Source organism: Exiguobacterium aurantiacum, from assembly GCF_024362205.1.
GTDB lineage: Bacteria > Bacillota > Bacilli > Exiguobacteriales > Exiguobacteriaceae > Exiguobacterium > Exiguobacterium aurantiacum_B.
The window spans coordinates 2,117,206-2,131,684 of the sequence record NZ_CP101462.1 but is presented as its reverse complement, the minus strand read 5'-3'; the positions used below and the strand labels follow the sequence as shown (position 1 = coordinate 2,131,684).

The following is a 14,479-nucleotide window of genomic DNA, read 5'->3' as shown; positions in this document are numbered from 1 at the left end:
ATGCAATCTGAACAAAAAGATATTCGTTTTATCATTGAACGCCAGGACGGACCGGACCAAGCCGCTTATACGGAAGAGTTCACCGTCCCGTACCGCCCGAACATGAACGTCATCTCGGCGTTGATGGAAATCCGCCGAAACCCGGTCAATGCGAACGGGGACAAGACGACACCGATCAACTGGGATATGAACTGTCTCGAGGAAGTGTGCGGTGCCTGCTCGATGATCATCAACGGCAAGCCGCGCCAATCGTGTACGGCGCTCGTCGACAAGCTCGAACAGCCGATCCGCCTTGCTCCGATGAAAACGTTCCCGGTCATCCGTGACCTTCAAGTCGACCGTCAGCGCATGTTCGACGCGTTGAAAAAAGTGAAGGCATGGGTCCCGATCGACGGGACATACGACCTTGGACCAGGGCCGCGGATGCCAGAGAACAAGCGACAATGGGCGTATGAACTATCGAAATGTATGACGTGCGGTGTCTGCCTCGAGGCGTGCCCGAACGTCAATGACAAATCGAGCTTCATCGGACCGGCCGCGATCTCGCAAGTCCGTCTCTTCAACTCGCATCCGACTGGCGCCTTCCACGCGGAAGACCGTTTGGAAGCGCTCATGGAAGACGGCGGCCTCGCACAGTGCGGAAACGCACAAAACTGTGTCGAAGTTTGTCCGAAAGGTATTCCACTCACGACATCAATCGCCGCGATGAACCGTCAGACGACGCTTCACTCGTTCAAATCGTTCTTCGGTAGCGACAAAGGCCGCACCGGTTCTGCGGTCGAGGCGTAAGGCTACGGATGACGAAGTACTTCCGGGAAGCCGATTGGGAAACACGTGTCAGAGCAGGGGTCGCGCTAGACGTCAAAGTCCGATTCTCGGAGTGCGACCCGTACGGTCACATGAATAACACAATTCCGTTCATCTATTTCGAGGACGCGCGGATCGAGTTGCTTGAAGCGACAGGTTTTTCGTTAAAAGATGGATTTGTCGTCGTGGCAGACGCCCAGTGCGACTACGTTCGCCAAGTGATGCCGCGGCAATCGATTGTGGTGTATGCCAATGTCTTGACGGTCGGAAACACTTCATGTGATATTCATTACGGGGCATATGATGGAGACCAGCTCATGTTCGCGGGGCGTACGAGCCTCGTGCACTTGTCGAAATCCGGTCGTCCGACCGAATGGACTTCAGAATATAAAAATCGCTTGCAGAATTTTTGCGAATCCGCTATCATTTGATAATGAGTTCACAAACAATTATTCTGCGGGTTCGCCTGTAGAATTGAAATTTGAAGGGAGACCTCACGTCATGGAAAAAACGTTCACAGTCGTTGCAGATTCAGGAATTCACGCTCGTCCAGCTACACAGTTGGTAAACACAGCTTCTAAATTCCAATCAGATATCAACCTTGAGTACAACGGTAAGACAGTAAACCTCAAGTCGATCATGGGTGTACTTTCACTCGGAATCGCAAAAGATTCTACAATCAAAATCACTGCAGCTGGTGACGATGCAGAAGAAGCGGTTAACACGCTTTCTGACATGCTCACAAGCGAAGGTCTTGCTCAGTAATTGAGCGACGGACGAGGCGGCCAATCGGCTACCTCGTCTTTTTTGTTTGTCACGAGACCGTTTCTTTTTCAGAATCGGCTTTTTTGGTAAGATAGATGGGAATGGAAGTGATGATCATGAAACGAGCGATTGGAGTACTCGATTCAGGAGTTGGCGGCTTGACCGTGGTCAAAGAACTGATGCGCCAACTACCGAAAGAAGAAATAATTTATATCGGCGACACGGAACGGTGCCCGTATGGCCCGCGCCCGCACGATGAGATTGAAGCCTATACGTGGGAACTGATCGAGTTCCTGTTAAGTAAGAACGTGAAGATGATCGTCATCGCCTGCAACACGGCGACAGCGGTCGTCTTGAAAGAAGCGCGCAAACGCCTCAATATCCCGGTCATCGGTGTCATCGACCCGGGGGCACGGGCGGCCGTCAAAGGAACGCGCAATAAACATATCGGCGTCATCGGAACGAAGATGACGATTGAAAGCAACTCATACGAGACGGCGCTCCGACACGTGGCCGGCGAGATCGATGTATATTCGCTCGCCTGTCCGCCGTTCGTCCCGCTCGTCGAAGCCGGCGAACTCGATGGAGAGCGCGTCCGCGACATCGTCGCTGAGACGATTCGTCCGCTTCAGTCTTCCGAGATGGACACGCTCATCCTCGGCTGTACGCACTATCCGCTGCTCGCACCGGTCATTCAAGACGTCGTCGGACCCGACGTCCATTTGATCTCGTCCGGTGACGAGACGGCGCTCGAAGTAGCGGCCATCCTTGACTTTAAAGAGCTCGAGAACGATTTGGATACGGTCCCGGTGCACCAGTTTTATGCGACCGGGGATGTCGTCATCTTTGACCGTTTGGCGACAGAATGGCTCGGTCAACCCGTGAGAGCGGAGAAAGTAGAGGTGTCCGGTGTCGATGCGTAAAGAAAGACAACATGACGAGCTCCGGCCCGTCGAGATCGTTCCCCATGTGAATAAACATGCGGAAGGGTCGGTCCTCATCTCGATCGGGGACACGAAAGTCATCTGCACGGCCACCGTCGAAGAGCGTGTCCCGAACTTCTTGCGCGGCAAGAAGCAAGGCTGGATCAACGCCGAGTATGCCATGCTTCCGCGTGCGACCGGCAACCGCACGGTCCGCGAATCGGTCCGCGGCAAACAGTCGGGCCGGACGATGGAGATTCAACGGTTGATTTCGCGGTCGCTCCGTTCGGTCGTCGATTTGGAACGGCTCGGTGAACGGACGATTTGGATCGACTGTGACGTCATCCAAGCCGACGGGGGCACCCGCACGGCCTCGATCACAGGCGGCTTCTGCGCGCTCGTCCTCGCGGTCGACGCGCTCATCCGTCAAGGCAAGCTCGACGACACGCCGATCAAAGAAGGCGTCGCTGCCATCTCGGTCGGACGGACCGACGAATTGCTCCTCGACTTGAACTACGAAGAAGATGCCGCGGCCGAGGTCGACATGAACGTCGTCATGACGGCGAGCGGACGTTTCGTCGAAGTGCAAGGGACAGGGGAAGAAGCGACGTTCACGTTGCTCGAGATGAACGAGATGCTCCACATGGCCCAAAGCGGAATCGAGACGCTGTTCAAAGCGGCCGAAGACGCGCTCGGTGCCTCGTGGTGGTATGTCGGGGAACAATTGGAGGAAACAACATGAAACTGATCGTCGCAACACGCAATAAAGGAAAAGTCGCAGAAATCGAAGGAATGCTCACGCCGCTCGGATTTGAAGTCGAATCACTTCTAGATTATCCGGACGCACCAGAGACGGACGAGACTGGGACGACGTTTGAAGCGAACGCCGAGTTGAAGGCGACGGAGGCGGCCCGCTATTTCGGCCACGCCGTCCTCGCAGATGACTCTGGACTCGAAGTCGATGCGCTCGACGGGGCACCCGGTGTCCATTCGGCTCGTTTCGCCGGGCCGGAGAAGTCGGATGAAGCGAACAACGCGCTTCTTCTCGAGAAGTTGAACGGAGCGACCGACCGAACGGCTCGTTTCATCTGTGCCCTTTGTCTCGCCAAACCAACAGGGGAGACATTGACGGTACGTGGCACGATCGAAGGGACAATCGGCTACGCGCCTCATGGGGAGAACGGTTTCGGTTACGACCCGCTCTTCATTGTTCCGTCACTTCACAAGACGGCAGCAGAACTTGAACGCGACGAAAAGGCGGCGGTCAGTCACCGCGGTCAAGCACTACGAAAGTTAGAGGCAGAAATTATTCCGTTTATGGAGGGGTGACCTGTATGCGTTTTCTCGTAGTCAGTGACAGTCACGGATTGACAGAAGAACTATCGATCATCTTCAACCGGCACGAACAAGAAATCGATGACGCGTTCCATTGTGGGGATTCCCAGCTCGCGCTCGTCGATGAACATCTGCTCCCGTATCGTACGGTGCGCGGTAATTGCGACTTCGGCGGCGACCTCCCGCTCGAGCGAATCGAGGAGACGGCTGAAGGGACGATTCTCATCGTCCACGGCCATCATCACGACGTGAAGTACGACTTGAACCGGTTGCGTTACCGGGCTGAAGAGGTCGGGGCGAATGTCGTCTTGTTCGGCCACTCGCACGTCGCCGGAGCTGTGATTGAGGACGGGGTGCTTTACGTGAACCCGGGTTCGATTCGCATGCCGCGTGGACGGAGTGACAAGACGTATGTACTGATGGATCTCGAGAACGGACAGGCAACGGTCCGCTTTTATCGGTCAGAGGACGGTTCGGCCGTCGAAGATCTCGATGTGAGCGGAAAGCTGTGACGGAATGAAAAGAAGGAATTGACAGCAAACCATTTTTCTATTATAGTTTTCTTGTCAATGTCCCAATAGCTCAGCTGGATAGAGCAACGCCCTTCAAGACAAATAGGAGCCTTTATAGGGAAACAGAAACCTATAGAGTGGACGACACTATATCGGTGAAGCCTTAACAGATGATGCTGATGGTAATACCGAGGAAACTTATTTCCTTTCGGGGACAAGGTGGTTCGAAGGACTAAAGGTCATCCTTTAGAGGTAGAGCCATTGAAGGAGCAGTTTGCTCGTGAGGTTCCGTAGAGACTACACGTGTCGCACCTGAAATGGTGAAGATATAGTCCAGACTACAAACAACACACGTTGGTGGCGAAAGCCATGGTGGTAAGCTAAGGCGTCGGTCGGGGGTTCGAATCCCTCTTGGGACACTTCCATTTAAAATAGAGATAGCCTCCACGGAGGTTGTCTCTTTTTTCGTTTTTCGGGGTATTGATTGACAACGAATCGATTCCTAAAGGAAGATGGAGATGAATGGAAAGGGTGTGGGGAGATGGCAAAAGAGCAAGCGTACCCGTTTCCAGGGAACTGGTCGCGGCTTCAGAAGATGATTCAAGAGGCAGACGCGGCCGGGGAACGGCAACGGGTCGAACCGATTCTGTGGGATTGGTACGAGGCAGTGCCCGGCGATCCATTTATTTTCATGGAAATATTCCAATGTCTGATGGAACGACCGGAAGAACCGGAGACGCTCGAGAAACTCGAAGAGCTCGTCACGACACAGATGACGGTGGCAGAAGAACCTGCAGCCGGCGGGCTTCAAATCGCCCAGTATTACATCATGCGTGACCAACCGTTCGAGGCGGCCCATTGGATCAACCTGTATCTCGAGTGGCAAGAAAAGACCGATCATGTCAACACGCAAGCACATCAAGTGCTCCAAGTGTTGAAGTTGACCGAGTTCCCGGCCGCAATCGCCAAAGTGAAGCGAATCCTTAACCGGGGCGGGATCGGCGAACAAATCGAGACGCTCGAACACGTTCATTTCAATATCGATGACGTCCTCGACAACGTTTTGAAAGAGCTTCTCGTCGCGGAACGGCCGAAGTTGATGAAGTTGATCGTGCTCCAAAAGGCGTTCGACGAGCTGCCGGTCATCGAATGGACTGACCTCGGGACGCGGCACCGATTGACGCATGACGAAGCGAAAATCCACACGGAAGCGTGGGAGACGATGGTCAACGGGTTGCAGCGAGCGGTATATGGTGACGAGATCGCGACGCAGCTGCTCATGAACTACATGTATACGCACTACCCGTTCACGCCTGAGGAAGCGTCTGCCGTGGAGACAGCGATTGCTCAAGCGAAAACGGCCATCCTGCAACATGAGGAAACGGACGGCCTCGCCGCCGAAATTCTTGAGGCGGACATGCGTTTCACCGAGGCGTTTCTAGACTAAATCCTTGTGTGCAGTCGCCGGATTTATGCTATAATACGGATTGTTGTACATTTTTGTACGTATAAACGAATTGTTGGAGGGACTTAGCATGACAGCAAAATGGGAAAAAACATCAGGTAGCCAAGGCGTACTCACGTACGAAGCACCTGCAGAAGCTTTTGATAAAGCAGTTGACGCCGCATTCAAAGATGTCGTCAAAACTTTGAACGTGCCTGGCTTCCGTAAAGGGAAATTGCCACGCCCAATGTTCAACAAAATGTACGGAGAAGAAGCACTCTATCAAGATGCGCTCGATATCCTCTACCGTGACACAGTTCAAGGTGCGGTCGAAGAAGCTGGTTTCGAACCAATCGCTCTCGAAAACATCGATGTAGACGGCACGCTCGAAAAAGGCCAACCTGTAACGTTCAAAGTAACGTTCGTTGTTGAGCCAGAAGCTGAGCTTGGCGAATACAAAGGTCTCGAGTACGAAGCTGTTGAAACAACAGTCACTGACGAAGAAGTTACAGCTGAACTTGACGCGCTTCAACAGCAAGGCGCAGAGCTTGCTGTCAAAGAAGGCGCAATCGAAAACGGCGATACAGCTGTCTTTGATTTCGCAGGTTTCGCTGACGGAGAGCAATTCGAAGGTGGCACGGCTGAAAACTACACACTCGAAATCGGTTCAGGCCAATTCATCCCTGGATTCGAAGAGCAAATGGTTGGCATGACGGCTGGCGAAGAAAAAGACGTTGAAGTAACATTCCCTGAAGAGTACCACGCTGACAACTTGGCGGGTAAACCAGCGACATTCAAAGTCAAACTTCACGAAGTCAAAGCGAAGCAAGTTCCTGAGCTCGACGACGAGTTCGCAAAAGACATCGACGAGTCAGTTTCATCACTCGACGAGTTGAAAGCGAAAATCCGTGAGCGCTTAGAAACTGCGAAGAAACAAGAAGCGGAAGGCACAATGCGCGACCAACTCGTCGAGCAAGCAACAGCTAACGCAACAATCGACGTACCTGCAGTACTCGTTGACCAAGAAGTAGACCGCATGGTTCAAGAGTTCGGCACACGTGTTTCTTCACAAGGAATCGACCTCAACATGTACTTCGAACTCACTGGTACTTCTGAAGAAGCGATGCGCGAAGAGATGAAAGAGCAAGCTGAAGAGCGCGTTAAAGCTCGTCTCGTCTTGAAAGCAATCGCTGAGAAAGAAGCGATCGAAGTGTCTGACGAAGATGCTGAGAAAGAACTCGAAGAAATGTCTAAACTTTACAACATCGCACCGGATCAACTCCGTACAATGCTCGCGCCACAAGGCGGAATCGAGACACTTAAAGGTGACCTCAAATTCCGTAAAGCGATCGACGTTCTCGTTGAAAACGGGAAAGCGAAGTAATCGGATGACAGAAGGACGGCTGCTCAGCAGTCGTCCTTTTTTTCGTCACGACACTTTGCATGTGTTTATCTTTGATGAAGTGATTTGTTCATGCTACAATTATTGCAACGCAGAGATGTAAATGTTTTTTCGAGAGTGCTTTGCACCTGAAAATACAAATAGGCGATTTATCGCACTTACATCCATTTTCATTCAGAAGGGGTGTACCGAATGTTCAAATTTAACGAGGAAAAGGGACAACTTAAATGCTCGTTTTGCGGGAAATCGCAAGAACAAGTCCGTAAACTAGTCGCCGGTCCTGGCGTATACATTTGTGACGAATGTATCGAGCTTTGCAATGAAATCGTTGAGGAAGAGCTCGGTGTCGAAGAAGAAGTAGAATTCAAAGACATTCCAAAACCACAAGAGATTCGTAACATCTTAGACGAGTATGTCATCGGTCAAGACCGAGCGAAACGTGCGCTTTCGGTAGCCGTCTACAACCACTATAAACGCATCAACGCCGGTGGCCGTTCTGATGATGTCGAACTTTCGAAATCGAACATCGTCATGATTGGACCAACTGGTAGCGGTAAGACGCTTCTCGCTCAAACGATGGCCCGCGTCTTGAACGTCCCATTCGCAATTGCGGATGCGACGAGCTTGACTGAAGCCGGTTACGTCGGGGAAGACGTCGAGAACATCTTGCTCAAGCTGATCCAATCGGCGGACTACGATGTCGAGAAGGCTGAAAAAGGGATCATCTATATCGATGAGATCGATAAGATTGCCCGTAAGTCGGAAAACCCATCGATCACGCGTGACGTATCTGGTGAAGGTGTCCAACAAGCACTTCTCAAAATCTTGGAAGGTACGGTCGCAAGCGTACCGCCGCAAGGTGGACGGAAGCATCCGCATCAAGAGTTCATCCAAATCGATACGACGAACATCTTGTTCATCGTCGGCGGCGCGTTCGCTGGCATCGAAGCGGTCGTCAAACGCCGTATCGGGAAAAAAGTTATCGGATTTGGGAACGACCAAGAAAACCGCGAGATGACGCAAGAAGATTTGCTCGCCCGCGCGCTTCCGGAAGACCTTCAGAAATTCGGATTGATTCCCGAGTTCATTGGTCGTCTACCAGTCATGGCGACGCTCACGACGCTTGACGAGGAAGCACTCGTCGAGATCTTGACGAAGCCGAAGAACGCCCTCGTTCGTCAGTACGAGAAAATGCTCGAACTCGACGATGTCGAACTCACGTTCACAGACGAGGCATTGGTTGAAATCGCCAAGCTTGCGATCAAACGTAAGACAGGCGCACGCGGTCTCCGCTCGATTATCGAAGAAATGATGCTCGATGTGATGTTCACTGTCCCATCGCGCGACGATATCGAGAAAGTCATCATCACGGATGAAACGATTACGGGTCTTGCCGGTCCGAAATACGTGCTTCGCGATGGTACTGTCGAACAGACAGGCGACAATAAAGAGACAGCATAATTTTTAACGAAAAAGGCTCAAACACTCGGCACATCCGAGTTTTGGGCCTTTTTGCACAGGAGGCGTTGTAATGGAACAATTACCAATCCTTCCTTTGCGTGGGGTCGTCGTGTATCCGCTCATCGGCGTGACGATCGACGTAGGGCGTCCGCTCTCGCTGCGGGCACTCCTTGCCGCAAAGGAACACGAGACAGATTTGATTGTCGTGACACAAAAAGAGACAGGCAAAGAATCACCTGACCCAGAAGACTTGTACGCGATTGGGACGCGCGTCCATATCGCCAAGATGAGCGAACTGTCGAACGAGACGGTCCGCGTCCGCTTGGTCGGGAAAGAGCGCGTCAAGGTCAACTCGATTGAAGAGACGAAAGAGGGCTGGTTCGCTGACGTCGAGCCGCTCGAACTCGTCGAAGGGGAAGAAGTCGAACGGACGGCACTCGTGCGCCTATTGAAAGAACAGTTCGGTAAGCTCGTCGGGACGATCAAAGGGTTGTCACCGGACGAGCGCCGCCGCTTTGAGATGTATGAACGGCTCGAGTCATTGACCGATTATATCTCTTCCAAACTCGACGTCGATGTCGACATCCGCCAAGCGATGCTCGAAGAAGCGGACGCGGTCAAACGCGGCTTAGAGCTGCTTGAGATCATGACGCATGAAGTCGAGATCATCGAGCTCGAGCAAGAGTTGCGCGAACGGACGAAGAAGACGATCGAACAGGCGCAGAAAGAGTATTATTTGCGCGAACAGATGAAGACGATTCAGCAAGAGCTCGGCGACCAGACGCAAGAGTCTGAGCCGAACCGTCTCCGGGAGAAACTCGAGGCGCTCGACTTGCCTGAGACGACACGGAAGAACGTCATGCGCGAAGCCGAGCGGTTGAACGTCGTCCCGGCGACGTCGCCGGAGTACGCCGTCATCCGCAACTATCTCGACTGGATCGCCTCGCTCCCGTGGGGCATCGAGACGGAAGATAAGCTCGACGTCAAACACGCGGCCGATGTGTTAGATGACGACCACTATGGCCTCGAATCGGTCAAAGACCGGATCCTCGAGTACTTGGCGGTCCGTCAATTGACGAACTCGCTCCGTGGACCGATTCTTTGTCTCGCCGGACCTCCAGGGGTCGGGAAGACGTCGCTCGCCCGTTCGATCGCGTCGGCGCTCGAACGTCACTTCGTTCGTGTCTCGCTCGGCGGGGTGCGCGATGAGGCCGAGATTCGCGGTCACCGCCGCACGTACATCGGGGCGATGCCAGGTCGCGTCATCCGCGGCTTAAAGCAGGCCGAAAGCAAAAACCCGGTGTTCTTGCTCGATGAGATCGATAAGATGGCGTCAGACTTCCGGGGCGACCCGGCGTCGGCCATGCTCGAAGTGCTTGACCCGGAACAGAACGTTTCGTTCTCGGACCACTACATCGAAGAACCGTTCGATTTGTCGAACGTGCTCTTCATCGCGACGGCGAACGACGTCTCGCAAATCCCGGCACCGCTCCTCGACCGGATGGAACTCATCCAAATCGGCGGCTACACGGAACTCGAGAAAGTCGAGATCGCCAAGCGTCACTTGGTACCGAAGCAATACAAAGAGCACGGCTTGAAGAAGAGCCAGCTCACGATTAAAGAGGACGCCCTTTACGAGGTCGTCCGCCGTTACACGCGTGAGGCCGGCGTCCGGAACTTGGAACGGGTCATCGGTTCGCTCTGCCGGAAAGCGGCGAAGCAAATCGCCATCGGTGAGAAGAAACGCGTCACCGTCTCGTTGAAGAGCCTCGGCGACTACCTCGGGAAACCGAAATATCGCTACGGCAAAGGTGAGACGGAAGATTCGATCGGTGCTGTCACCGGACTCGCCTACACGGCGTTCGGCGGCGATACGCTCACGATTGAAGTCGCGCTCGCACCTGGTAAGGGCAAGCTCCAGTTGACGGGGAAACTCGGTGACGTCATGCAAGAGTCGGCGCAGACGGCGTATAGCTACGTCCGTTCGAACGCGGAACGGTTCGGGATTGACCCGACGTTCTACGAGCGCCAAGACGTGCATATCCACGTCCCGGAAGGTGCCGTCCCGAAAGACGGTCCATCGGCCGGCATCACCATCGCGACGGCGCTCATCTCGGCGTTGACCGGGAAGAAAGTCCGCCGTGATATCGGCATGACCGGAGAGATCACGCTCCGGGGCCGCGTCCTGCCGATCGGCGGGTTGAAAGAGAAAGCGCTCGCTGCACACCGGGCCGGTTTGACGACCATCGTCATCCCGAAAGACAACGAGCGTGACATCGATGACATTCAAGACACCGTCCGTGAGAAACTGACGTTCGTCCCGGTCACGACGCTCGATCAAGTATTAGAAGTAGCATTTGGAGGAAATTAAATAATGAAAATCACTAAAGCAGAATTTGTCACGAGTGCCGTCGCACCGGACCATTATCCGATTCACGAGTTGCCGGAAGTCGCACTCGCTGGACGTTCGAACGTCGGGAAATCGTCGTTCATCAACAAGATTTGTCAGCGCAAAGCGCTCGCACGCACGTCTTCGAAGCCAGGGAAGACGCAGACGCTGAACTTCTTCAACATCAACGATGAGATCATGTTCGTCGACGTTCCAGGTTACGGCTACGCGAAAGTCTCGAAGACGGAGCGCGAGAAGTGGGGCGTCATGATGGAGCAATATTTGACGTCACAGAGCGCGCTTCGCGGCGTCGTCCTGTTGGTCGATATCCGTCATGAGCCATCAGGCGATGACGTGACGATGTACAACTTCTTGAAGCACTACGAGATTCCGGTCATCGTCGTGGCGACGAAGCTCGATAAGATCAAGAAAGCGCAGCGTCAAAAACATGAGGCGGCCGTCAAACGCAAGCTTCAGTTCGAATCGACTGACCGGTTCGTCGCATTCTCCGCGGAGACAGCCGAAGGGAAAGACGAGGCGTGGAAAGCGATTTATGATTTGTTGACGCAAGACGAAGATTGAGCGAAGACGAGGGAACCCCTCGTCTTTTTTGTTTTCAGGGTTACGAGAGCGGGTAAGTATCGTATAATTGTCTACATACATAGGACAAGAGAATATAGAACGAGGTGGAAAGATGCAAATCATGTTTCAAAACAAATGGTACCGCTTCTTATTTTGGACGCTGACGATTTTCTTGGTCATCTGGGTCGGGACGGAGATTTCTTTCGTGTTCGAACCGATTCAAGTCATTTTGGCGCTCGTCACGGTACCACTCATCATTGCTGGACTTTTCTATTATTTCTTAGTCGGGATCGTCGACTTCTTAGAAAAACGGATGGACGGCAAACGTCCGCTCGCCGTCGGCATCACGCTCGGCGGACTCGTGCTGATTTTTACGCTCGTCTTCAGCATCCTCGGACCGGTGCTCGCGGAACAGGTGACGTCGCTCGTCAACGCGATGCCGAGTATCGCCAAGGAGTTGCAAGTACAGGCGTTCGCCGTCCGTGACTCGCTCATGCAAAACGAGTTCTTGTCACGCTTTATCGCCGAGAATGACGATATGTTCACCGACTTCACGAATAATGTGACGTCGTATCTCGGAGACGTCTTCGGGAATGTCGCTTCATCGTTCGGTCGTCTTGTCGGTTTCATCACGTCGGCCGTCATTACGATCGTCGTTATCCCGTTCATGCTTTTGTACATGCTCCTTGACGGGAAACGTCTTCCAGACTCGATTGTGAAATTGTTGCCGTCGAGCTACGAGACGGAGACTCGTAAAATCTTGCATGACATGCATACGACGGTTAAAAACTACGTCCATGCCCAGTTGATCGTGGCGTTCTTCGTCGGGATCACGTCGCTCATCGGTCTATGGATTATCGGCCTTGATTACGCCATCTTGCTCGCACTGTTCATGATGGTGACGAACATTATCCCGTACGTCGGACCGTTCCTCGGTGCGGCCCCGGCTGTCGTCGTCGCCTTCATCCAAGATCCGATTAAAGTGCTCTGGGTCATCGTCGTTATCATCATCGTCCAACAGATCGAATCGAACGTCATCTCGCCGCTCATCCAAGGCAAGTCGCTCAAGGTGCACCCGCTGACGATTATCATCGTTTTGCTCGTCGCCGGGAACTTGGCCGGGATTATCGGGATGCTCATCGCGGTTCCATTTTATGCGGTGGCGAAGGTCGTTGTTCAAAATATTGTCCGGATCTATAAGCTGAAGGAACGGAAACATTACCTTGAAGCGGAAGAAGAAGAGAAGGTACAAGAGAGTACAATCATCACCGATCCATCCTCTCTGAAATGAGGAATCAAGTAGAAATGGTCTTCATGTCCGTTTCTACTTTTTTTTGTCACAAAAAGTTCTTAAATTATTTCACAAAAATCGAACAGAAGATTATAGTTCCTAAATAAAAATTGTTATAATGTACGGTAGAGATGTGAAAAAGAAGAGACAACCGTCGGTGGATTTTGGATGAGGGGAAGAGGTACATGCATATTGTCGTCGTTGGACTAAATAACAAGACAGCCCCTGTCGCGATTCGGGAGCAGTTCTCGTTTGGGGAGCAAGAAATCGTGGATGCGATGATTGCACTTCGCGAAGAGAAAAGCATATTTGAATCGGTTATTTTGTCGACTTGTAACCGTACGGAGCTATATGTCGTCACAGACCAGCTCCATACAGGTCGTTATTATACAAAACGCTTTTTAGCGAACTGGTTTGATTTAGAGATGGACCAATTCACCCCTTATTTATCGATTCGTGAAGGCGAAGAGGCGATTCGCCACTTGTTCCGTGTCACGTCTGGACTCGATTCGATGATCATTGGGGAAACACAGATTTTAGGACAAGTGAAATCGAGCTTCTTCCGCGCCCAAGAGAACGGGACGACGGGAACGGTGTTCAACAAACTGTTCAAAGAAGCCGTGACGCTCGCCAAACGCGCCCATACCGACACGCAAATTGGGGAAATGTCGGTATCGGTCAGCGCGGCAGCGGTCACGCTCGCTCAAGGAATGTACAACCGTCTCGATGACAAACAAGTCGTCGTCGTCGGTGCCGGTGAGACGGGCGAGTTGACGACGCTCAACTTGTTTGAGGCCGGTGCGAAACAGATTGCCGTCTTCAACCGGACCGAGAGCAAAGCGAAAGCGGTCGCCGATAAGTTCAAAGGCCGGGCCCATTCAATCCGTGAGATCGCCTGCGGACTGCTCGACGCCGATATTTTAATCAGTTCAACCGGTGCGAAAGAAGCAGTCATCGCCTATGATGACGTCGCCGCGGCGCAACTGCTTCGCCGAGAACGTCCACTCTTATTAATCGACATTGCCGTGCCGCGAGATATCGATCCAGCGGTCCGGGCGCTTCCGGGCGTCCACTTGTTCGATGTGGATGACTTGAACGGTATCGTCAATAAAAACTTGGCGGCCCGTCTCCTCGAAGCCGAAAAGATTGAAATCAAAATCGACGAGGCGATTCAAGAGTTCCAAACGTGGCTCGTCACGCTCGGTGTCGTCCCAATCATGAACGAATTGCGCGCCCGTGCGCTCAGCGTTCAAGAAGAGACGATGGAAAGCCTCGAGCGCAAGCTCGACCATCTATCGGACCGCGACAAGAAAGTCATCGGCAAACATATGAAGTCGATCATCAATCAGATGCTTCGTGAACCGATCGATTATATCAAAGACGCCGCCGCGCAACCGGATGCGAACACACGCATCAACCAGTTCGTCGAGACGTTCGGCCTTGATGTCGACGTCCCGGACGCCGAACCAGAGATGGAAGAAGCGGAAGCGATGTCAGCGAAAGCACCACTCCGCGCCTTGATGCGCTAATACAAAACAAAAAAAGGCGGCGAATCTCGTCGCCTTTTT

At 52.8% G+C, this 14,479-nt stretch carries 14 protein-coding genes; all 14 read left to right on the top strand.

What is annotated here, in order from left to right; translation table 11 throughout:
* The 14 genes from sdhB to hemA all read left to right on the top strand — a co-directional run bounded on the left by sdhB (position 1) and on the right by hemA (position 14,440).
* Entirely contained in the window at positions 1 to 789 is a 789-nt protein-coding gene (gene sdhB / locus NMQ00_RS11045) for a succinate dehydrogenase iron-sulfur subunit (RefSeq protein ID WP_200881496.1), read from the top strand.
* 8 nt (positions 790 to 797) lie between these two features.
* A complete protein-coding gene (locus NMQ00_RS11040) occupies positions 798 to 1,238 on the top strand; it encodes an acyl-CoA thioesterase (protein ID WP_255176724.1) in 441 nt (146 codons plus the stop codon).
* A 70-nt stretch (positions 1,239 to 1,308) separates the two neighbouring features.
* On the top strand, positions 1,309 to 1,572 hold the full coding sequence (locus NMQ00_RS11035) for a phosphocarrier protein HPr (protein ID WP_021066838.1): 264 nt from the start codon (positions 1,309 to 1,311) through the stop codon (positions 1,570 to 1,572).
* A 116-nt stretch (positions 1,573 to 1,688) separates the two neighbouring features.
* Positions 1,689 to 2,495, top strand: coding sequence for a glutamate racemase (gene racE / locus NMQ00_RS11030; protein WP_138859767.1), 807 nt, complete (start codon positions 1,689 to 1,691; stop codon positions 2,493 to 2,495).
* Positions 2,488 to 3,237, top strand: a complete 750-nt coding sequence (gene rph / locus NMQ00_RS11025) for a ribonuclease PH (RefSeq protein WP_255176723.1) — start codon at positions 2,488 to 2,490, stop codon at positions 3,235 to 3,237. Before racE ends, rph begins: the two co-directional genes overlap by 8 nt.
* Positions 3,234 to 3,824: an XTP/dITP diphosphatase gene (locus NMQ00_RS11020; protein ID WP_034776799.1), complete on the top strand. Its 591-nt coding sequence runs from the start codon at positions 3,234 to 3,236 to the stop codon at positions 3,822 to 3,824. Before rph ends, NMQ00_RS11020 begins: the two co-directional genes overlap by 4 nt.
* Positions 3,825 to 3,829: 5 nt before the next feature.
* A complete protein-coding gene (locus tag NMQ00_RS11015; protein ID WP_034776800.1) occupies positions 3,830 to 4,342 on the top strand; it encodes a metallophosphoesterase family protein in 513 nt (170 codons plus the stop codon).
* A 541-nt stretch (positions 4,343 to 4,883) separates the two neighbouring features.
* Complete coding sequence (locus NMQ00_RS11010) at positions 4,884 to 5,789, top strand: hypothetical protein (RefSeq protein ID WP_214797120.1); 906 nt, start codon at positions 4,884 to 4,886, stop codon at positions 5,787 to 5,789.
* A gap of 88 nt (positions 5,790 to 5,877) precedes the next feature.
* Positions 5,878 to 7,170 carry a trigger factor gene (gene tig, locus NMQ00_RS11005; protein WP_034776805.1) on the top strand — a complete coding sequence of 431 codons (1,293 nt, stop codon included), beginning with the start codon at positions 5,878 to 5,880 and terminating at the stop codon, positions 7,168 to 7,170.
* Positions 7,171 to 7,380: 210 nt separating this feature from the next.
* Positions 7,381 to 8,649 carry an ATP-dependent protease ATP-binding subunit ClpX gene (gene clpX, locus NMQ00_RS11000; protein ID WP_034776808.1) on the top strand — a complete coding sequence of 423 codons (1,269 nt, stop codon included), beginning with the start codon at positions 7,381 to 7,383 and terminating at the stop codon, positions 8,647 to 8,649.
* A gap of 70 nt (positions 8,650 to 8,719) precedes the next feature.
* Positions 8,720 to 11,020 carry an endopeptidase La gene (gene lon / locus NMQ00_RS10995; protein WP_255176722.1) on the top strand — a complete coding sequence of 767 codons (2,301 nt, stop codon included), beginning with the start codon at positions 8,720 to 8,722 and terminating at the stop codon, positions 11,018 to 11,020.
* A 3-nt stretch (positions 11,021 to 11,023) separates the two neighbouring features.
* Positions 11,024 to 11,620 (top strand): ribosome biogenesis GTP-binding protein YihA/YsxC, encoded by a 597-nt coding sequence (gene yihA / locus NMQ00_RS10990; protein ID WP_034776812.1) that lies wholly within the window; start codon positions 11,024 to 11,026, stop codon positions 11,618 to 11,620.
* Between the two features lie 112 nt (positions 11,621 to 11,732).
* Positions 11,733 to 12,911 carry an AI-2E family transporter gene (locus NMQ00_RS10985; protein WP_255176721.1) on the top strand — a complete coding sequence of 393 codons (1,179 nt, stop codon included), beginning with the start codon at positions 11,733 to 11,735 and terminating at the stop codon, positions 12,909 to 12,911.
* Positions 12,912 to 13,096: 185 nt separating this feature from the next.
* Entirely contained in the window at positions 13,097 to 14,440 is a 1,344-nt protein-coding gene (gene hemA, locus NMQ00_RS10980; protein WP_255176720.1) for a glutamyl-tRNA reductase, read from the top strand.
* Positions 14,441 to 14,479: the final 39 nt, after the last annotated feature.

Bases quoted from the DNA above. Each gene is read 5' to 3' on its own strand.
- NMQ00_RS11015 (WP_034776800.1), top strand. From the start codon at position 3,830: ATGCGTTTTCTCGTAGTCAGTGACAGTCACGGATTGACAGAAGAACTA.
- tig (WP_034776805.1), top strand. From the start codon at position 5,878: ATGACAGCAAAATGGGAAAAAACATCAGGTAGCCAAGGCGTACTCACG.
- NMQ00_RS11040 (WP_255176724.1), top strand. From the start codon at position 798: ATGACGAAGTACTTCCGGGAAGCCGATTGGGAAACACGTGTCAGAGCA.
- hemA (WP_255176720.1), top strand. From the start codon at position 13,097: ATGCATATTGTCGTCGTTGGACTAAATAACAAGACAGCCCCTGTCGCG.
- racE (WP_138859767.1), top strand. From the start codon at position 1,689: ATGAAACGAGCGATTGGAGTACTCGATTCAGGAGTTGGCGGCTTGACC.
- NMQ00_RS11035 (WP_021066838.1), top strand. From the start codon at position 1,309: ATGGAAAAAACGTTCACAGTCGTTGCAGATTCAGGAATTCACGCTCGT.
- rph (WP_255176723.1), top strand. From the start codon at position 2,488: ATGCGTAAAGAAAGACAACATGACGAGCTCCGGCCCGTCGAGATCGTT.
- NMQ00_RS11010 (WP_214797120.1), top strand. From the start codon at position 4,884: ATGGCAAAAGAGCAAGCGTACCCGTTTCCAGGGAACTGGTCGCGGCTT.
- yihA (WP_034776812.1), top strand. From the start codon at position 11,024: ATGAAAATCACTAAAGCAGAATTTGTCACGAGTGCCGTCGCACCGGAC.
- clpX (WP_034776808.1), top strand. From the start codon at position 7,381: ATGTTCAAATTTAACGAGGAAAAGGGACAACTTAAATGCTCGTTTTGC.
- lon (WP_255176722.1), top strand. From the start codon at position 8,720: ATGGAACAATTACCAATCCTTCCTTTGCGTGGGGTCGTCGTGTATCCG.
- NMQ00_RS10985 (WP_255176721.1), top strand. From the start codon at position 11,733: ATGCAAATCATGTTTCAAAACAAATGGTACCGCTTCTTATTTTGGACG.
- NMQ00_RS11020 (WP_034776799.1), top strand. From the start codon at position 3,234: ATGAAACTGATCGTCGCAACACGCAATAAAGGAAAAGTCGCAGAAATC.
- sdhB (WP_200881496.1), top strand. From the start codon at position 1: ATGCAATCTGAACAAAAAGATATTCGTTTTATCATTGAACGCCAGGAC.